Raw genomic sequence first — 18758 nt, forward strand, 5'->3', positions numbered from 1 at the left:
CATGGCTCGTATTGCAGGGGTCAACATCCCGACCAACAAGCGCGTCGTCATCGCGCTTACCTATATCCACGGCATCGGCAACACGCATGCCAAGGCGATCGTCAAGAAGCTGAACATCGCCGAAGAGCGTCGCGTTCAGGACCTGACCGATCAGGAGGTGCTTCAGATCCGCGAGACGATCGATGCCGATTACACCGTCGAAGGTGATCTGCGTCGCGAAGTGTCGATGAACATCAAGCGCCTGATGGATCTCGCCTGCTATCGTGGTCTGCGTCACCGCAAGGGCCTGCCCGTCCGCGGCCAGCGCACGCACACCAACGCCCGCACCCGCAAGGGCAAGGCCAAGCCGATCGCCGGTAAGAAGAAGTAAGTCGTCGCCCGCGACGATTTACTCCGCCGGAGGCAGGTGCGTGGCTGAGCGCCCGCCGGTCTCCGCACAAAGGATTAGGAACCAAAAATGGCACGTGAACCAGCACGCATCAAGCGGCGCGAGCGCAAGAACATCACCTCGGGCGTTGCCCATGTGAACGCAAGCTTCAACAACACCATGATCACGATCACCGATGCCCAGGGCAACGCGATCTCTTGGTCCTCGGCCGGCGCGATGGGCTTCAAGGGAAGCCGCAAGTCGACCCCGTACGCTGCGCAGGTCGCCGCGGAAGACGCCGGCAAGAAGGCTGCCGAGCACGGCGTCCGCACGCTGGAAGTCGAAGTGAAGGGCCCGGGTTCGGGTCGTGAATCGGCGCTGCGCGCGCTGCAGGCCGTCGGCTTCCAGATCACCGCGATCCGTGACGTGACCTCGATCCCGCACAACGGCGTGCGCCCGTCGAAGCGCCGTCGCGTCTGAACTACCGCTCGGCGGCGCGCGGTTGATCACGCTGCGCCGCCGATTCTCTCATGGCCCGCGTGGTTCCACGCCGGTCCAAAACCAAGGGGAAGCCCATGTCCGTCAATGCGAAAAATTGGCAGGAACTCAAGAAGCCCAACGGTCTCGAGAAAAAGGCCGGTACCGGTGACGGCAAGCGCAAGGCGACGTTCGTTGCCGAGCCGCTGGAGCGTGGCTTTGGCCTGACGCTCGGCAACGCGCTGCGCCGCGTGCTTCTGTCGTCGCTGCAGGGTGCTGCGGTGACCTCGATCAAGATCGAGAACGTGCTGCACGAATTCAGCAGCCTCGCCGGCGTGCGCGAGGACGTGACCGATATCGTGCTCAACGTGAAGCAGATTGCGCTCCGCATGCAGGGCGAAGGCCCCAAGCGGCTGCAGCTCTCGGCGACCGGCCCTGCGACCGTCACCGCCGGCGACATCGCCGTCTCGGGCGATATCGAAGTGCTCAACCCGACGCTGGTGATCTGCCATCTCGACGATGGCGCGACGCTCAACATGGAGCTGACCGCTGACGTCGGTAAGGGCTATGTCGCGGCGGTCGCCAACCGGCCGGCGGATGCGCCGATCGGCCTGATCCCGATCGATGCATTGTACTCGCCGGTCAAGCAGGTGAGCTACAAGGTCGAAAATACGCGCGTCGGCCAGGAGCTGGATTACGACAAGCTGACGCTCAACATCGAAACCGACGGCACGGTCACGCCCGAGGACGCGGTCGGCTATGCCGGGCGCATCCTGCAGGACCAGCTGGCACTGTTCGTGCAGTTCGACGATTCGCTGGTCACGCGCTCCGCGCCGATCGGCCAGGCGGCGCCTGCTGCGGGTGCGGGCGACGTCGCCGGCGACACGCAGCAGATCAACCGCTACCTGCTCAAGAAGGTCGACGAGCTCGAACTGTCGGTGCGCAGCGCCAACTGCCTCAAGAACGACAACATCATCTATATCGGCGATCTGGTCCAGAAGACCGAAGCCGAGATGCTGCGCACGCCGAATTTCGGGCGCAAGTCGCTGAACGAGATCAAGGAAGTGCTGTCGTCGATGGGCCTGCGGCTGGGGATGGAAATCCCGGGCTGGCCGCCGGAGAATATCGAAGAGATGGCCAAGAAGCTCGAACAGGAGATTATGGGCTGAGCTGCACAGGGTTAGCGCAAGCTAACCCTGAGACAGCGATAGCCCGGCCGGCGGGCGGGGGAGCGGCACGGCCCCGATCCGCGCCCGTCCGACGCTTCTCTAAATATCAAAAAAGGCCGTCCCGCGAGGGGCGGCCTTTTTGCTGTCCGGTGCGGCGAGGCGGCGGCAACAAGCCCGTCGCTTCAGCCGGGTTGCCGACCGTCAGCCCCGACGCTTGTGCCCGTGTCGGTCACCAGCGTGCTCACGCCAAGGCTGGCGCGCCGCTATGCCTGTGAAGGGGCGGCCGAGGCATCAGCAGCGCTCGGCCGTCGGCCCGGCGCTAGCGCAGCGGCTTCACGGTCAGCCCGGTCCACTTGGCCGCGAACGCCCAATTGTCCGCCGCTTCCTCGATCACCTTGTCGGTCGGCTTGCCGCTGCCATGGCCGGCGCGCGTCTCGATCCGCGCGAGGTGCGGGCGGTCGCCGATCGCCGCCGCCTGCAGCGCCGCGGTATATTTGAACGAATGGCCCGGCACGACGCGGTCGTCGGTATCCGCGGTGGCTACCAGGATCGCCGGATAGGCCTTGCCGCTCTTCACGTTGTGATACGGCGAATACTTATAGAGCGTACGGAAATCGGCTTCCTTCGCCGGATAGCCGTAATCGTCGACCCAATAGCGCCCTGCGGTAAAGCGGTCGAAGCGCAGCATGTCCATCACGCCCACCGCCGGCAGCGCCGCCGCGAACAGGTCGGGCCGCTGATTGGTCACCGCGCCAACCAAGAGGCCGCCGTTCGACCCGCCCTGGATGGCGAGGCCGTCCTTCGCGGTGATGCCTTCCTTCTTCAGATATTCGCCCGCGGCGATGAAATCGTCGAACACGTTCTGCTTGTTGGCCAGCCGCCCGCCATCGTGCCACGCTTTGCCATATTCGCCGCCGCCGCGGATGTTGGCCACCGCCAGCACGCCGCCCTGTTCGAGCCAGGCGAGCCGCGTCGCCGAGAAGCTCGGCGTGACCGAAATGTTGAACCCGCCATAGGCATAAAGCAGGGTCGGTGCCGGCCCGGTCACGTCCTTGCGCTTGACCACGAACATCGGGATCTTGGTCCCGTCCTTCGAGGCATAGAAGCGCTGCGCCACGTCGTACTGCGCGGGATCGAACGCCACCTTGGGTGCCGCCCAGACCGTGCTCTTGCCGGTCGCAACGTCGTAGCGATAGATCGTCGCCGGCGTCGCGAAGCTGGTGAAGCTGTAGAACGTCTCGTTGCTGTCGATATCGCCGCCGAAGCCGCCGACGCTGCCGATGCCCGGCAATGCCACGGTACCGTCCGCCTTGCCGTCGAGCGTGTAGCGCCGCACCTCGCTTTTCACGTCGGCCAGATATTCCGCGATCAGCTTGCCGCCGATGATCCGCGCGCCTTCCAGCACCGCGCCGTTGGCGTCCTCCGGCACGATCTCGGTCACCGGTGGCTCGGCCGAGCGCGCGTACAGGTTCATTGCCACGATCTTCAGCCGCGGCGCATCCTTGTTGGTCGCCCAATAGAAATTGCCGCCGACATTGCCCACCAGCGACCATTCATTTTCCAGCCCCTTGACGATCGTCCGCGGGGTCGGCTTGGGCGCCTTGAGATCGATGACCGTGATCTCGTAGCGATTGTCGGTTCCCTCGGTCGAGGTGATCACCAGCCAGCGACCGTCGTCGGTTACCTCGACCATGTGGCCGCGCTTGGGCGTATCGGGCGTTGCATAGATCAGCGTGTCGGCGCCCTGCGCCGTGCCCAGCTTGTGGAAATAGACCTTCTGGTTCTCATTCAGCGCCTGGAACTTGGCGCCCTCCGCCGGCTGGGCGAAGCGCGAGTAATAGAAGCCGCTGCCATCCTTCGCCCAAGCGAGGTTCGAGAATTTGACCCATTCGATCGTGTCCGCCGTCACCTGGCCGGTCGCCACGTCGAGCACCTTCACGGTGCGCCAGTCGGTCCCGCCGTCCTGCACCGTATAGAGGACCTTGGATCCGTCCTCCGACGGCACCCATTCGGCCAGCGCCGTCGCGCCGTCCTTGGACCAGCTATTGGGATCGATCAGCACGCGGCCTGCGCCGTCGAGCGTATCCCGCACATACAGCACCGCCTGGTTCTGCAGCCCGCTGTTGCGGCTGTAGAAATAATGCGCCCCCTTGTGCACCGGCAGCCCGAAGCGCTCGTAATCAAGCAATTCCTTGAGCCGCGCCTTGAACACGTCACGCCCCGGCAGGGTGGCAAGATAGGCATTGGTGACGGCGTTCTGCGAGGCGACCCAGGCGGCGACCTGCTTGTCGGTGCGCACGTCGTTCTCGAGCCAGCGATAGGGATCGGCGACCTTGACGCCGAACTGCGTGTCGACCTGCTCGACCTTGCGGGTCTCGGGATATTGCATGGGGGCAGCCTTGGTCTGGGAGAATGCGGGTGCCGAGACGGTCATCAGGGCAATCAGCGGAAGGGCACGGCGCATCCAGAACTCCAGGCAACAAAAAGGAGCCGTACTCATAACGAGTACGGCTCCTTTTTGAAGGCCTTCCGAGGGGAGGGCGACGACGCTTACGCGTCTTCGTAATCGTCCTCGTTCATCAGCGGGCCCGAATCCTGACCCTTGGCCGAGACGTCGCGGTCGACGAACTCGATGATCGCCATCGGCGACGCGTCCGACAGGCGGATGCCGGCCTTGATCACGCGGGTGTAACCGCCGTTGCGCGTCGCATAGCGATCGGCCAGCACGTCGAACAGCTTGATCAGCTGCGCATCGTCGAGCAGCCGCGCATGCGCTAGGCGGCGGTTCGACAGGCCACCCTTCTTGGCGAGCGTGATCAGCTTCTCGACGTAAGGACGCAGTTCCTTCGCCTTGGCGACGGTGGTGGTGATCTGCTCGTGCTTGATCAGGGCGGCGGACATGTTGCGGAACAGCGCGATGCGATGTGCCGAGGTACGCTGCAGTTTACGACCGCCTACGCGATGCCGCATGGGTAATTCCTTCGTTCGTTAGGGGGCCGTACAAGGTACCCCAGACCAGGCAGCATCAACGGTCGCTGCCAGCACCGAGCGCGCCCTCAACGCGATTCCGCACTACAAGTCAAGCCCGGGCGCCGCCATGGCATGACCCGATACGGGCCCAGTTGCCTTTCGCGAGCGCCGCGCCGATCCCGCGGGTGGATACACAATCGTTAGATTTCAATGGTACAGCGTTGGCGATGAGAATGATCTGCAAGATGCGCGGTCACCAACCCGGCGCCGAGACCTGGAATGAAGGGCTGTTCTACGCCACCTGCGGGCGTTGTCGCGGCGATATCGTCCGGCAGCGCGGCGGTGCGTGGGAAGTCGTGCCGGCAGGGGTGCGCGTGGTCTGGCATCCCGCCGGGCACCAGGGACTGCACTGGAGCAAGGTGATTAGTCGCGCGCGCGCTAAAAAGGCCGAGCTGCCGACGGCGGCGCTGCCGATGATCCGGCAGGCCGAGGGCGACAAGTAACGCCGCCATGGCCGGCGCCCGTCCGGGAGGACCGTTATGCCGGCATGGCGGCGGTGCGCCCGGAGCTAGAGCGCGCTGTCCTGCGGCCATAGCAGCAGCCGATGCCCGTCATGCACGCCGGTGATGTGCACCGGTGCGCCGACAGGCAGGTCGAGCGGCGTATCGAACGGATAGAAATGCGCGCTCCAATGCGAGCTGGCGCCGGGCCCGGGGCGGTTTTCGTACGTACCTTCGGCATCGAGGCGCAGGCGGATCCACTGCACGATGCCGCCGATTGGGCCGCCGTCCGTCACCAGCGTCGCGTTGCCGCGATGCGGTTCGGCGGGGGCGGGGGCGGCAAAATCGAACGCCAGCAGTGCGGTGGGGGCGCTGTGGAGGAGGAGCGTCGGATCGCCGATCGATACCGTACGCGGCACTTGTGCCAGCGCGTCGAACTGGGCGAAGTTGAAGCCGGATACGGTATGGGTGCGCAGCGCCTCGGCACCGCTCCAACTGGCCAGCGCAACCATCACGTCGCCGCCTGACGGAATCATCTGGCCGCCGGGGGCGAGCAGGCGCTGTGCAGCATCGGCCAGCGTATCGAGCACGCCTTCGGCCAACAAATTGTTCGAGACGATCTCAGACACGATCACGTCGGCATGGCCCTCCAGATCGGCATCGCGATCGAGCTCGGTGGAATTGCCGGTGACGATGCGGATCTGCCTGTCATAGCCATTGGCGGCGACGATGCGGCGGGCAGCATCGGCGATCACCGGATAATGTTCGCACGCCACGACACGCCCGGCGCCGGCGCGTGCCGCCATCATCGACAGCAGGCCGCTGCCCGCGCCGATATCGAGCACATGCGTGCCCGGCGTCACCGCGCGGCGAATCGCGGCGTCGAACGCGGCGTTGCGGGGGGCATCCTGCAGCATGCTGAAATGCCAGCGCGGCACGCTGTGGCCGATCAAGTGCTGCGTGTCGGCGGCAACCTCGACATCGTCGGGTGCGCAGGCGCGCGCCTGGATCGCAAGCTGATAGACCCGGCCGCGCAGGCCGATGCGTAGCGCCAGGCTGGCCAGCGCGGCGAGCCTGCGGCCGTCCTGCCCGGCGGCCACGACCATCGGTTCGAACCGCGCGCGTTGTGCGGCATTGCTGTCGTTGCTCGTCATGGGCGGTCCAAAGCTCTTTCCTCGCGCGGCGCTTCTGCTATCTGGCGGCATGACCCATCCGACCGATTCCATTCTCATCGTCGATTTCGGCAGCCAGGTAACGCAGTTGATCGCCAGGCGCGTGCGCGAAGCTGGCGTGTACAGCGAGATCGCGCCGTTCACCACTGCCGACGCGGCATTCGCGCGCATGGCACCCAAGGGAGTCATCCTGTCGGGCAGCCCGGCCTCCGTCCTGACCGACGGAAGCCCTCGCATTCCACAGGCGATCCTGGACAGCGGCGTGCCGATCCTGGGCATCTGTTACGGCCAGCAAGTCCTGATGCACCAGCTTGGCGGATCGGTGACGCTGGGCGAGAGCGGCGAGTTCGGCCATGCCGTGATCGAGGTGACCGACGACTGCGCGTTGTTCGATGGCGTGTGGCAGCTGGGCGAAAGCCATACGGTGTGGATGAGCCATGGCGACAAGGTCACGGCGCTGGCGCCGGGCTTCCGGCCGGTGGCGGTGTCGCCAGGCTCGCCGATCGCGGTGGTCGCGGACGATACGCGCAAATATTACGCGACGCAGTTCCACATGGAAGTGGCGCACACGCCAGACGGCGCCAAGCTGATCGCCAATTTCGCGCGGCACGTGTGCGGCCTCAGCGGCGACTGGACGATGGCCGAGTTCCGCGCCGCCAAGATCGCCGAGATCCGTCAGCAGGTCGGCACCGGCCGGGTCATCTGCGGGCTTTCCGGCGGCGTGGATTCGTCGGTCGTCGCGGTGCTGATCCACGAGGCGATCGGGGAGCAGCTGACCTGCGTCTATGTCGATCACGGGCTGATGCGCGCGGGCGAAAGCGAGCAGGTCGTGACGCTGTTCCGCAACCACTATAATATCCCGCTGGTGCACGTGGATGCCGAGGCGACCTTCCTGGCGGGGCTCGCCGGCATCACCGATCCGGAGGCGAAGCGCAAGTTCATCGGCGGGGCGTTCATCGATATCTTCGAGGCCGAGGCCAAGAAGGTCGGCGGCGCCGACTTCCTGGCGCAGGGCACGCTGTATCCCGACGTGATCGAGAGCGTCAGCTTCACCGGCGGGCCATCGGTGACGATCAAGAGCCATCACAATGTCGGCGGGCTGCCGGACCGCATGAACATGCAATTGGTCGAGCCGCTGCGCGAATTGTTCAAGGACGAGGTGCGTGCACTGGGCGTCGAGCTCGGGTTGCCGCCGGCGTTCGTCGGCCGGCATCCGTTCCCCGGGCCGGGCCTGGCGATCCGCATCCCCGGCGAAGTGACCAAGGAGCGTTGCGACATCTTGCGCAAGGCGGATGCGATCTATCTCGAGGAGATCCGCAAGGCCGGGCTGTACGACACGATCTGGCAGGCATTCGCGGTATTGCTGCCGGTGCGCAGCGTCGGCGTGATGGGCGACGGACGGACCTATGACAATGTGCTGGCGCTGCGCGCCGTGACCTCGACCGATGGGATGACCGCGGAAGCGTTCCAATTCCCGGGCGATTTCCTGCCGCGCGTGGCGACGCGGATCGTCAACGAAGTGAAGGGCATCAACCGGGTGACGTACGATTATACGTCGAAGCCGCCGGGCACGATCGAGTGGGAGTGATCGAGACACGCGATCCTGCGGGGCAGGATCGCGGCTCGATCGCTCCGTGGCTGCAAGGCCGCCGGGGTTGCCGCGGGCGCGCCGCACTGGCGATCGGCATCGCGCTGCTTGCGGCCCCTGCCACAGCGGCCGATCCGCCATCGTGGACGCAGCCGACCGCGCCGTTCCACCTGATCGGGCCGGTCGATTATGTCGGCACCGAGGGGCTGGCGGCCTATCTCATCCACACGTCGGCGGGGGCGATCCTGATCGACGGCACGATGGCCGAGAATGCGGCGGCGATCGAGCGATCGGTCGCGGCACGCGGTGTGCAGATGCGCGACGTGAAGGTCCTGCTGCTCAGTCACGCGCATTTCGACCATGCCGGTGGGCTCGCCGCGCTCAAGCGGGCGAGCGGGGCGCAACTGGTGGCGGGGGCGGCCGACCGTGCGGCGCTGGAAAGCGGCGTGCCGCCCGGCGAGACCAGTTACGGGGTGATCCGCTTTCCCGCGGTCAAGGTCGATCGCGCGATCCGCGACGGCGAGCGCGTGCGCCTGGGCGGCGTGACGCTGACCGCGGTGGCGACGCCGGGGCACACGCCGGGCTGCACGAGCTGGTCGCTGCGGCTGCGCGCGCGCGGCAAGCCGGTGGATATCCTGTTCGCCTGTTCGGTGACGGTGGCGGGCAACAAGCTGGTCGGCAATCGCCGCTATCCGGCGATCGTCACTGATTTTCGCGCTAGCCTGGCCCGGCTCAGCGGGATGTCGGCGGATATCGTGCTGCCGTTCCACCCAGAGCTGGCCGATCTGCGCGCACGCGCGGCGCGGGACACGCTGGTCGATCGTGCCGCGCTGCCCATGATGGTGCGCGATGCGCGCGCGGCGTTCGACGCGGACCTCGCCAAGCAGCGGCAATGATCGCTGCGGCCACCATGGCGGATCGCGCGCCGGTCGTCGCTTTGTGGCAGACGGCGGGGCTGACGCGCCCATGGAACGACCCACTGGCCGATTTCGCACAGGCTCTGGAGGCACCGGGCAGCACGATCCTGATTGCGCGGCGCGATCACGGCATCGTCGGCAGCGTGATGGTCGGCTTCGACGGGCATCGCGGCTGGGTCTATTATCTTGCCGTAGCCGCCGAAGCGCGCCGCGCCGGGCTCGGACGGGCGCTGATGGCGGCGGCGGAGGACTGGCTGCGGATGCAGGGTGCGCCGAAGATCCAGCTGATGGTGCGCGCGGATAATGCGGCGGCGCTCGGTTTTTACGAAAGTCTTGGGCTCGAGCAGCAGAACGTCGTCACGCTCGGCCGCTTCCTTGCGCCATGAGTGCTGCCCTCGCGAAGGTCTTCGACTGGCCTATATTTGCGTCTGCTTGGGCCGTGACAGCAAAGACAAAGTAATTGATTCCAAGTCATAAGTTGAGCTAGTCATAGCGGCGTGTCCGGATTGGTCCGGCTGGTTGGCGTTGTGCGCGTTCGGTCACTGCATGGCATGGAGAACGCCCCATGACTCTGGAAGCGTCACTAGAGCTCGCCGATATCAATGCCGACGATTTGGAAAAGCTCAACCAGGCCATCCGGACGCGCGCTGCGCAGTTTCACATTGCCGACAGCGATATCGACTATGCGCAACTGCTCTTCCTGATCGCAGCGACGGCGGTGGCGAGCGCGTACAATCTCTATCCCTGCAACCCGCCAAACGACCCGAACTATTACGACGTCAACGTCGTCCAGGTGCTGGAAACCGCGGAAGCCAGCTATCGCGCGAAGACGTCGCCGTCGGCGGCCGCGCGGCTGGCGGCGGACCGGGCAAGCGGCGATTGCGACCTGGGCTTCATCAATTTCGGCTTCGCCGCCACATCGATCGACAACCTCTACAACATCCTCGCGCTGCGCGGCACGCAGACGGCCGAGGAGGCGGTGTACGACATTTATAATTGGGACGATGTGACGCAGGCCGTGCTGCCGACGCAGACCGGCGTCGGCGCGGACCAGGGCAATGTGAAGCAGGCGCTGTGGGATTTCTATTCTGAAGGGCTGGCCGGCTACGACCGCGACTCGCTGGCGCAGGCGTGCATCAACGCCATCCAGGCGACCGAGCAGGCGCATCCCGGCCTGCCATGGCTGGTCTGCGCGCACAGCCTGGGCGGCCCGATGGCCAATCTGGCAGCGATGGATGCGACGCTGAGCGGCGCCATGCCCATGCCGCTGGTCATCACCTTCGGCAGCCTGCACCTGGGCGATGCGACGTTCGCGGCGAACTATACCAGCATCTGCCCGGTGACGTACCGGATGGCCAATCTCGCCGATTTCGTGCCGGCGATGATCGCGCTGGAGCCGGGCACCGACACGACGCACTATGTCCATGTCGGCGAACCGGTCAGTTTCGTCTGGCAGACGTGGAGCGACTGGCAGAACCATTCGATGACGCAGACCTATCTGGCGACGATCGGCAGCCAATGGGATGTGGTCACGATCGGCCCGGTGCAGTTTCCCTGCGCGACGGCGCCGCCCGCAGCCGGCGGGTGACGATGATCGCGGCATGACGGGGTGGTTTGACGCGCGATCGCGGTGCGGTAAGGCGCGGTCCCGGACCGATTATCCCGAGGATGCGATGACCGCCTTGCTCTACGGCATACCCAATTGCGACACGGTGAAGAAAGCGCGGGCATGGCTCGAGGCGCACGGCGTGCCCTACACCTTCCACGATTATAAGAAGGCCGGGATCGACGAGACGCTGTTGCGCGACTGGACCGCGCGGCTCGGGTGGGAGGCGGTGCTCAATCGCGCCGGGACGACGTTTCGCAAGCTGCCCGAGGCGGATCGCGTCGCGCTCGACGAGAACAAGGCCGTGGCGCTGATGCTGGCGCAGCCGTCGATGATCAAACGGCCGATCATCGTGCAGGGCGACGTGCTGCTGGCGGGGTTCAAGCCGGATACCTATCTGGACAAGATCACGACATAGGAGCGCGCTTATGCCTACCGCCAGCTGGAACGGCACGGTCATCGCCCGATCGGACGATACGGTCGTCGTCGAGGGTAATCATTATTTCCCCGCCGATAGTGTCGATGCGAGCCTGCTCGAGGAGAGCGCGACGCACAGCCATTGCCCGTGGAAGGGCGATGCCAGCTACAAGACACTGGTGGTGAACGGCGCGCGCAACCCGGATGCGGCGTGGTATTATCCCGCGCCCAAGGATGCGGCGGCGGCGATCAAGGGGCGGTTCGCGTTCTGGAAGGGCGTGACGGTCGCCTAGCGCGCGGATGCTAACTCACCCCCGAGGATGCGGCGACTTGGGCTGAACGGCGCGACTGTTGCTTTTTCGTAATGACTTCTGCAGCCTGCTCCCGCACCGGGAGGAGAGTCGTCATGGTCGAGCGTATCAGGCCGCCCAGCTGGTTCTGGCTGATCGCCCTGTTGGCCATCCTGTGGGGCGTGATGGGCGTGGTCGCGTTCTACATGGATGTGACCATGTCGCCCGCGGCGATCGCCGACCTGTCCAGCTATGATCGCGCTTTACGCGCGAGCCGCCCCGGCTGGTTCATGTGGCTCTATGGCAGTGCGGTGTGGACTGGGCTGATCGGCGGCGTCCTGCTGCTGCTGCGCTCGGCGCTCGCGCACGGCGTGTACGTCGTCTCGCTGGTGCTGGTGATCGCGATGTTCGGCTATATTTTCGCGGTGACCGACTTGATCGCGGTGAAGGGGTTCGGCGTTGCCGCGGGTTTCCCGATCCTCGTCGCGCTGATTGCCGGGGCCGAAATCTGGTTCGCCGCGTGGGCACGGCGCCGGGCGTGGCTGGCCTGATCAGCGCTCCTGCCATTGGAACAGTGATCGGGCAGATCGACGATCGCCGCAGTGCGCCGGGCGATAGCGCGGTCGCGCCGCCTGTCCTGGCTGCTCTGGTATTGGGCCCGGGGCCGGTTTAGAAGAAGTGATGTCCACGACCTTCACGATCGATACCTCGACCAGCCGTGCGAACCCGACGCCGGCACCGATGAAACGCCTGACCGTGCCGGCAATCCAGCGTCGCAAGGGCAAGGAGCCGCTGGTCATGCTGACCGCGTACACCGTGCGGATGGCGCAATTGCTCGACCCGCATTGCGACCTGCTGCTGGTCGGCGACAGCCTGGGGCAGGTGATCTACGGCTTTCCGTCGACGCTGCAGGTCACGCTCGACATGATGTGCGCGCATGGCGCCGCGGTCGTCCGCGGCTCGTATCACGCAGTCGTGGTGATCGACATGCCGTTCGGCAGTTACGAGGCGAGCCCGGAACATGCGTTCGCCTCCGCGTCGCGGGTGATGGCGGAAACCGGCGCGGCGGCGATCAAGATGGAAGGCGGGGAGGCGATGGCGCCGACCGTTGCGTTCCTGACGGCACGCGGCATTCCGGTGATGGGGCATATCGGCCTCACCCCGCAGGCGGTGAACGCGCTGGGCGGATACGGCGCGCGCGGACGCAGCAATGCCGAACACGCCAAGATCATCGGCGATGCGCGGGCGATCGCCGAGGCGGGCGCGTTCGCGATCGTCGCCGAAGGCGTGGTCGAGCCGCTGGCGCGCGCGATCGTGGCGGAAGTTTCCTGCCCGGTGATCGGCATCGGCGCGTCGGCCGATTGCGACGGCCAGGTGCTGGTGACCGAGGACATGCTGGGCATGTTCGAGCGCACCGCACGCTTCGTGAAGAAGTTCGACGATCTGGGCGCGCGCATCACCGCGGCGGTGGAGACGTATGCGGGCGATGTGCGGTCGCGGGCGTTTCCGGGGCCGGAGCAGACCTATCAGCCGAAGGAGTGAGCGCCGAGTACTGTTCTCCCGCGAACGCGGGAGCCCAGGGTTATGGTGGGTGCCGCTTGTGGCCCTGGGCCCCTGCTTTCGTAGGGGAACGGCAGAGGGATGTTGAAGGGGCCAACCCCGCAGATTGATTCCCTTCCCCTTGGCCGCGCGCGCGGCTAAGGTCCGCGCCTTTCCTGCCCCTATCCAATAGTTGTATCTGGAGCCTGCCTTGGCCGTCCCGCCGAAAACCGACGAAGCCTTCCTGCGCGAGGTCGATGAAGAACTCCGCCGCGACCAGCTGACCAGCGTGTGGACGCGCTATGGCCGCTGGATTATCGTCGCCATCGTGCTGGCGCTCGCGCTGTTCGCAGGCTTTCTGTATTGGCGCCATCACCAGACCGAACAGGCCGGCGTCGAGGGCGAACAGTTGCAGGCCGGGTTCGACCAGCTCGCCGCCAAGCCGACGGTCGTGCCGAAGCAGCTGCAGACGCTGGCGGACTCGAAGGTCGATGCCTACCGCGTCACCGCGCGCTTCCTGCTGGCCGATCAGCTGCTGCTCAAGAACGATCTCAAGGGCGCCGCCGCCAAGTTCGCCGAGGTCGCTGCCGATACGTCGCTCGACCAGCCGTTCCGCGATCTCGCGCTGATCCGGCAGACCAGCGCCGAATTCGACACGCTGAAGCCCGAGGTCGTGGTGTCGCGCCTGTCGCCGCTCGCGGTGGCCGACAACCCGTGGTTCGGCAGCGCCGGCGAGATGGTCGCCGCGGCCTATCTGCGGATGAACCGCAAGGATCAGGCGAGCAAGATGTTCGCCGGCATTGCGCGCAGCGACAAGGTGCCCGAGACGATCCGTCTACGTGCGGTTCAGATGTCGGGTGCGATGGGTGTCGATGCGATCGACCAGACCGAGGAAAAGAAGGCTCCATGATGACCAGTAATCGCGCGACCGGGCTGAAGACGTCCGTCGCGATCGCGGCGCTGATCGCGCTCAGCGCCTGCGGCATCTTCAAGGGGGGCAAGACCAAGACCCCGGTGCTCGGCGATCGCGTGCCGATCCTGTTGTCCGAATCCGCGGTCGAGGCGGACAAGACGCTGTCCGGCGTGCAGGTGCTGTTGCCCCCGGCCGAGACCAACACGGAATGGACCCAGCCGGGTGGCAATGCCGCCAAGGCGATGGGGCAGCTGGCCCTGCCGGACACGCTGACGCGCGCATGGACCGCACAGATCAATGGCGGCAGCAACCGGCAGCGACTGGCCTCGCCGCCGGTCGTGTCGGCCAATCGCCTCTATGCGATGGATGTCGACGGCGTGGTGCATGCCTTTGCCGCGGACACGGGGGCAAAGATCTGGGCGACCGACATCGTCAAGGGCGACGAGAATAAATCGGCGCGGTTCGGCGGCGGCGTCAGCTTCGACGACGGCAAGGTCTATGCCACCGATGGCCTGGGCGACGTGGTCGCGCTGGATGCCGGCACCGGGGCCGAGGTGTGGCGCGCCAAGCCGGGCGGCCCGCTGCGCGGTTCGCCGACGATCGCTTACGGCAACGTCTATGTGCTAAGCCAGGACAACCAGCTCTTCTCGCTCGCGCAGGCCGACGGCAAGGTCGCCTGGTCGGCCTCGGGCAGCCTCGAATCGCAGGGCGTGTTCGGCGTCGCGGCACCGGCGGCGAGCTCGGGCACGATCGTCGCCGGCTTCTCCTCCGGCGAACTCAACGCCTATCGCTACGAAAACGGCCGCGCCTTGTGGCAGGACGCGCTGTCGCGCTCGGCGATCTCGACCTCGGTGTCGTCGCTCGCCGATATCGATGCCGCGCCGGTGATCGATCAGGGCCGCGTCTATGCGGTCGGGCAGGGCGGGCGCACCGTGGCGATCGATATCGGCACCGGGCGGCGCATCTGGTCGCAGAACTTCGCCGGCATCTCGACACCGTCGATCGCGGGCGAATGGCTGTTCCTGATCACCGACGATGCCAAACTGGTCTGCCTGTCGCGCGCCACGGGGCTGGTGCGCTGGATCAGCCAGCTCAAGGCGTTCGACAATGAGAAGAAGCGCTCGGGCGCGATCACCTGGTTTGGGCCGGTGGTGGCGGGCAACCGCCTGATCGTGACCAATTCGAACGGCGAGATCGTGTCCGCTGCGGTCACCGACGGCGCGGTCGGTACGGTGATCAAGGGCGGCGCGCCGTTCAATCTGGCGCCGATCGTGGCCAATGGGACGCTGTATGCGCTGGACATGAAGGGGCGGATCACGGCGTATCGCTGATCGCCCGTTTCCCAAGCCGTCATCCTGAACCAAGGTCAGGATGGCGGCCGAAGGAAAAGGGGCGCAGCGCGCTAATCCCTGCGCGTGACCTTTGCCGGCAATGCCGCTAAGGGGGCGCCATGTCCAAACTCCCTGTGGTCGCGATTATCGGCCGGCCGAACGTCGGCAAATCGACTCTGTTCAATCGCCTCGTCGGCAAGAAGCTGGCGCTGGTCGACGATCGCCCCGGCGTGACGCGCGATCGGCGCGAGGGCGACGCGACGCTCGTCGGCGTCGAGTTCCGCATCATCGATACCGCCGGCTATGAGGATCACGACGCGGCGACGCTGCCGGGCCGGATGCGCCAGCAGACCGAGGCGGCGGTGGCACAGGCCGATGTCGCGCTGTTCATGTTCGACGCGCGCGTCGGCATCGTGCCGCTGGAGGAAGAGATTTCGCGCTGGCTGCGCGGCTCCGACACGCCGATCATCCTCGTCGCCAACAAGGCGGAAGGGAAGGCCGGCGAGGCCGGGATCCTCGAATCGCTGTCGCTCGGCTATGGCGACCCGGTGCAGCTCTCCGCCGAGCATGGCGAGGGGATGGGCGACCTGTTCGAAGCGCTGCAGCCGTTCATCGATGTCGAGCCGATCGAGGACGAGCCGGAGTTCGACGAGGACGATCTCAGCGCGCCGCTCAAGCTCGCCATCGTTGGGCGCCCGAATGCGGGCAAGTCGACGCTGATCAACCGTATCCTCGGCGAAGAGCGGCTGATTACCGGGCCGGAAGCAGGAATCACGCGCGATTCGATCGCGGTCGACTGGACCTGGACCGACGAACATGGCGAATCGCGCGCGGTGCGGCTGATCGACACGGCGGGGATGCGCAAGCGCGCCAACGTGCAGGACAAGCTCGAAAAGATGTCGGTCGCCGATGCGCTGCACGCGATCGATTTCGCCGAGGTCGTCGTGCTGCTGCTCGACGCGACCCGCGGGCTCGAATCGCAGGACCTGCGCATTGCCGATGCGGCGCTGCAGGAAGGCCGTGCGGTGATCGTCGCGCTCAACAAATGGGATATCGCCGAACATGCCAGTTCGCTGTTCAACGGCGTCAAGGCGGCGCTGGAAGAGGGGCTGAGCCAGGCGCGCGGCATTCCCGTGCTGACCGTGTCGGCGGCGACCGGCAAGGGGCTCGACATGCTGCTCAAGGTGGCGTTCGAGACGCGCGAGATCTGGTCCAAGCGCGTCGGCACCGGCGAGCTCAACCGCTGGTTCGAGAAGGCGGTCGACGCCAATCCGCCGCCGGCGCCGGGCGGCAAGCGCATCAAGCTGCGCTACCTGACCCAGGCCAAGACGCGGCCGCCGGGCTTCGTTCTGTTCGGCACAAGGGTCGATCAGTTGCCGATGAGCTATCAGCGCTATCTGATCAACGGCATCCGCCGCGATCTCGGCTTCGGCGCAGTTCCGGTGCGATTGACGCTGCGCGCGCCCAAGAACCCGTTCGACAATTGACGCCGATCCGGGGCGGTTTGGCCCCGATCTAGTTGCGTTTTACTTTTTTTACATAGATCAACTCTAATGCCGGCGCGTGTGAACCGATCATTTACCCTGCGCGAATAGGAGGGAGTCACAACATCGGGGCAGTGCCGCCCCTGGTGCGGAGATTGCCGTGTCGTTCGAAGGCAGCACATTGGTGGATTGGTCCGCTTATCAGCGCGCGCGGAGCGAGCTGGGCGCCGGGTTCGTGCGCATCCTGGGCTATTTCCGCGAGGACGGGGTCAAATCGGTCGACGCCATCGAGGCGGCGATGCGCGCCCAGAATGCCGCCGCGCTGGTCATTCCGGCGCATACGCTGAAGGGCGAATCGGCGCAGTTCGGCGCGACGCCGCTCGCAGCGCTGGCCGAGACCATTGAGGAAATCGCGCGCAGCTGCGTCGAGGATCACGACACGCCCGAACAGGCGCTCGAGCATGTCGTGCAATTGCGCCCCTTGTTCACACAGACGCTGGCGCTGCTGGAGCGCGAGGCGAACCCGCTGGTCGAGCGCAAGCCAACGGCGGGGTTCGGGCGTCGACCGATTTGAGCGGTGCGAGCCTGACATCCAAGCAAATCGCCCTGGATGGCCCGCCATGAATGCCATCACTAGCATCGGAACGCTCGCTGCGAATGGCCCCTTCGACGACGCCTGTCGGCGCGTCAACGAGTGGCGGGGGCGATGCATGCACGCGCTTTCCTGCGCTGAGGATGCGGTTACTAAGTGTCTTGTCGTTCTGGCGCAGGTTCCCGATCGCGGCCTTACGGTGAGGCTTCAGCACCTGATCGGTCAGCGATATGATGCACTCTGCGTAGCAGTTGCCGCGGACGGAGCATTCGCACACGAAGGACGGGCCGCATCCGTCGCCCTTCAATCGATGCTGACCCATGCTACGTTCAGGAATGAAATTTGTCATGGCGTCGCAAAGGTGGCAGTCGACCGCAGCGATCGTTGGGTGCTTGTCTTACGCACGACGACGTTACGCGCGAACCGCATGGAACGTAGCACTCTAGTAGTGGAAGAGGCCGAGGGGGCGCAGCAACTCATCGAGCTTATTCGCGCGTCGCGTGACCTTTGCAGTAAGCTCGGTATGCTGAGGAAACAGTTCGAACCAACAGCCGGTATCTCTGCCGACATGATGTGATCCGCGTGGGTTCCTGACAGGCCTCTGCGCCCATAGAAAACGGCCGGTCCGTCGGACCGGCCGTTTTCGCATTGTACGAGTAGTCAGGCGATCTCTTCGTTCGCCGGCTTGCTCTGGAGCTGGACGTAATTCTCGATGCCCATGCGGGCAATCATCTCGAACTGGCGCTCGAGCGTGTCGACATGCTCTTCTTCGCTGTCGAGGATGCGGCGGAACAGGTCGCGGCTGACATAATCGCGGACCTTCTCGCAATGCTCGATCGCGTCGCGCAGCGGGGGCAGCGCTTCGATCTCGAGATCCAGATCCGCCTGCAGCACTTCCTGCACCGTCTCGCCGATGCGCAGGCGACCGAGCAGCTGGAAATTGGGCAGGCCATCGAGGAACAGGATACGCTCGGCGACCCAGTCCGCATGCTTCATTTCGTCGATCGATTCGTGGCGCTCGAACTCCGCCAGCTTGCGTACGCCCCAATGATCGTACAGCCGGTAATGCAGCCAATATTGGTTGATCGCGGTGAGCTCATTCTTGAGCACGATATTCAGATATTCGATTACCTTTGGGTCGCCACGCATGTCAGTCTCCGTTGTCAGCGCCGATCATAGCGCGAACGGCGGCGTAACGACAGGCGAAAATGGCTGATTTCTGCGGCTTTCAGTGCTTGCGACTGTTACGCAGCAGCACGTTCGGCATCGATAATGGATCGCGCGAACGGCACGCATTGGCCGCATTTCGGCTGCCGGCCAAGGCTGCGATAGGCCTGGCATGCGCTGGTGGCGCCATTGCGCGCCGCTTCGCGCACCTGGGTTTCTCGAATGGCATTACAAACGCACACGACCATGAAACAGCCCT

Annotated in this window: 22 protein-coding genes; 17 read left to right on the forward strand and 5 right to left on the reverse strand. The window is 65.5% G+C overall.

The window, feature by feature from the left end; translation table 11 throughout:
• Nucleotide 1: 1 nt before the first annotated feature.
• The 3 genes from rpsM (at nucleotide 2) to NV401_RS00950 (ending at nucleotide 2013) form a co-directional block, all read left to right on the forward strand.
• Complete coding sequence (rpsM, locus tag NV401_RS00940) at nucleotides 2-370, forward strand: 30S ribosomal protein S13 (RefSeq protein WP_261292499.1); 369 nt, start codon at nucleotides 2-4, stop codon at nucleotides 368-370.
• 87 nt (nucleotides 371-457) lie between these two features.
• Nucleotides 458-847: a 30S ribosomal protein S11 gene (rpsK, locus tag NV401_RS00945; protein ID WP_261292500.1), complete on the forward strand. Its 390-nt coding sequence runs from the start codon at nucleotides 458-460 to the stop codon at nucleotides 845-847.
• A gap of 95 nt (nucleotides 848-942) precedes the next feature.
• Nucleotides 943-2013, forward strand: a complete 1071-nt coding sequence (locus NV401_RS00950; RefSeq protein WP_261292501.1) for a DNA-directed RNA polymerase subunit alpha — start codon at nucleotides 943-945, stop codon at nucleotides 2011-2013.
• Between the two features lie 319 nt (nucleotides 2014-2332).
• Here NV401_RS00950 and NV401_RS00955 read toward each other — a convergent pair whose 3' ends face one another.
• Together NV401_RS00955 and rplQ are read right to left on the reverse strand one after the other, a co-directional pair.
• Nucleotides 2333-4477, reverse strand: a complete 2145-nt coding sequence (locus tag NV401_RS00955; protein ID WP_261292502.1) for a prolyl oligopeptidase family serine peptidase — start codon at nucleotides 4475-4477, stop codon at nucleotides 2333-2335.
• A gap of 86 nt (nucleotides 4478-4563) precedes the next feature.
• A complete protein-coding gene (gene rplQ / locus NV401_RS00960; protein ID WP_261292503.1) occupies nucleotides 4564-4983 on the reverse strand; it encodes a 50S ribosomal protein L17 in 420 nt (139 codons plus the stop codon).
• 227 nt (nucleotides 4984-5210) lie between these two features.
• On the opposite strand from rplQ, the gene NV401_RS00965 reads away from it, so the two are divergent.
• Nucleotides 5211-5486, forward strand: a complete 276-nt coding sequence (locus tag NV401_RS00965) for a hypothetical protein (protein WP_261292504.1) — start codon at nucleotides 5211-5213, stop codon at nucleotides 5484-5486.
• A gap of 65 nt (nucleotides 5487-5551) precedes the next feature.
• Here the strand turns inward: NV401_RS00965 and NV401_RS00970 are convergent, their stop codons facing one another.
• Entirely contained in the window at nucleotides 5552-6637 is a 1086-nt protein-coding gene (locus NV401_RS00970; RefSeq protein ID WP_261292505.1) for a 50S ribosomal protein L11 methyltransferase, read from the reverse strand.
• A gap of 49 nt (nucleotides 6638-6686) precedes the next feature.
• Here NV401_RS00970 and guaA point away from each other — a divergent pair, with 49 nt between their 5' ends.
• The 13 genes from guaA to NV401_RS01035 all read left to right on the forward strand — a co-directional run bounded on the left by guaA (nucleotide 6687) and on the right by NV401_RS01035 (nucleotide 17909).
• Nucleotides 6687-8243, forward strand: a complete 1557-nt coding sequence (gene guaA / locus NV401_RS00975; RefSeq protein ID WP_261292506.1) for a glutamine-hydrolyzing GMP synthase — start codon at nucleotides 6687-6689, stop codon at nucleotides 8241-8243.
• Entirely contained in the window at nucleotides 8240-9139 is a 900-nt protein-coding gene (bla, locus tag NV401_RS00980) for a subclass B3 metallo-beta-lactamase (protein ID WP_261292507.1), read from the forward strand. Before guaA ends, bla begins: the two co-directional genes overlap by 4 nt.
• Nucleotides 9136-9546: a GNAT family acetyltransferase gene (locus NV401_RS00985; protein ID WP_261292508.1), complete on the forward strand. Its 411-nt coding sequence runs from the start codon at nucleotides 9136-9138 to the stop codon at nucleotides 9544-9546. The genes bla and NV401_RS00985 overlap by 4 nt, the downstream gene beginning before the upstream one ends.
• A 179-nt stretch (nucleotides 9547-9725) precedes the next feature.
• Nucleotides 9726-10748 (forward strand): lipase family protein, encoded by a 1023-nt coding sequence (locus NV401_RS00990; protein WP_261292509.1) that lies wholly within the window; start codon nucleotides 9726-9728, stop codon nucleotides 10746-10748.
• An 85-nt stretch (nucleotides 10749-10833) separates the two neighbouring features.
• Entirely contained in the window at nucleotides 10834-11184 is a 351-nt protein-coding gene (locus tag NV401_RS00995; protein WP_261293051.1) for an ArsC family reductase, read from the forward strand.
• Between the two features lie 10 nt (nucleotides 11185-11194).
• Complete coding sequence (locus NV401_RS01000) at nucleotides 11195-11476, forward strand: DUF427 domain-containing protein (protein ID WP_261292510.1); 282 nt, start codon at nucleotides 11195-11197, stop codon at nucleotides 11474-11476.
• A 113-nt stretch (nucleotides 11477-11589) separates the two neighbouring features.
• Entirely contained in the window at nucleotides 11590-12024 is a 435-nt protein-coding gene (locus NV401_RS01005) for a hypothetical protein (protein WP_261292511.1), read from the forward strand.
• A gap of 130 nt (nucleotides 12025-12154) precedes the next feature.
• Nucleotides 12155-13015 (forward strand): 3-methyl-2-oxobutanoate hydroxymethyltransferase, encoded by an 861-nt coding sequence (panB, locus tag NV401_RS01010; RefSeq protein WP_261292512.1) that lies wholly within the window; start codon nucleotides 12155-12157, stop codon nucleotides 13013-13015.
• 208 nt (nucleotides 13016-13223) lie between these two features.
• Entirely contained in the window at nucleotides 13224-13922 is a 699-nt protein-coding gene (locus NV401_RS01015; RefSeq protein ID WP_261292513.1) for a tetratricopeptide repeat protein, read from the forward strand.
• Complete coding sequence (locus tag NV401_RS01020; RefSeq protein WP_261292514.1) at nucleotides 13919-15256, forward strand: PQQ-binding-like beta-propeller repeat protein; 1338 nt, start codon at nucleotides 13919-13921, stop codon at nucleotides 15254-15256. The genes NV401_RS01015 and NV401_RS01020 overlap by 4 nt, the downstream gene beginning before the upstream one ends.
• A gap of 119 nt (nucleotides 15257-15375) precedes the next feature.
• Nucleotides 15376-16743 carry a ribosome biogenesis GTPase Der gene (gene der / locus NV401_RS01025; protein ID WP_261292515.1) on the forward strand — a complete coding sequence of 456 codons (1368 nt, stop codon included), beginning with the start codon at nucleotides 15376-15378 and terminating at the stop codon, nucleotides 16741-16743.
• Nucleotides 16744-16900: 157 nt separating this feature from the next.
• Nucleotides 16901-17314 (forward strand): Hpt domain-containing protein, encoded by a 414-nt coding sequence (locus tag NV401_RS01030; RefSeq protein ID WP_261292516.1) that lies wholly within the window; start codon nucleotides 16901-16903, stop codon nucleotides 17312-17314.
• 46 nt (nucleotides 17315-17360) lie between these two features.
• Complete coding sequence (locus tag NV401_RS01035) at nucleotides 17361-17909, forward strand: hypothetical protein (protein WP_261292517.1); 549 nt, start codon at nucleotides 17361-17363, stop codon at nucleotides 17907-17909.
• An 83-nt stretch (nucleotides 17910-17992) separates the two neighbouring features.
• Here NV401_RS01035 and bfr read toward each other — a convergent pair whose 3' ends face one another.
• Together bfr and NV401_RS01045 are read right to left on the reverse strand one after the other, a co-directional pair.
• A complete protein-coding gene (bfr, locus tag NV401_RS01040; RefSeq protein ID WP_261292518.1) occupies nucleotides 17993-18481 on the reverse strand; it encodes a bacterioferritin in 489 nt (162 codons plus the stop codon).
• A 95-nt stretch (nucleotides 18482-18576) separates the two neighbouring features.
• Nucleotides 18577-18747, reverse strand: coding sequence for a (2Fe-2S)-binding protein (locus tag NV401_RS01045; RefSeq protein ID WP_082472903.1), 171 nt, complete (start codon nucleotides 18745-18747; stop codon nucleotides 18577-18579).
• Between the last annotated feature and the right edge of the window lie 11 nt (nucleotides 18748-18758).

The sequence above is a fragment of the Sphingomonas hylomeconis genome (genome assembly GCF_025370105.1).
Taxonomy (GTDB): domain Bacteria; phylum Pseudomonadota; class Alphaproteobacteria; order Sphingomonadales; family Sphingomonadaceae; genus Sphingomonas; species Sphingomonas hylomeconis.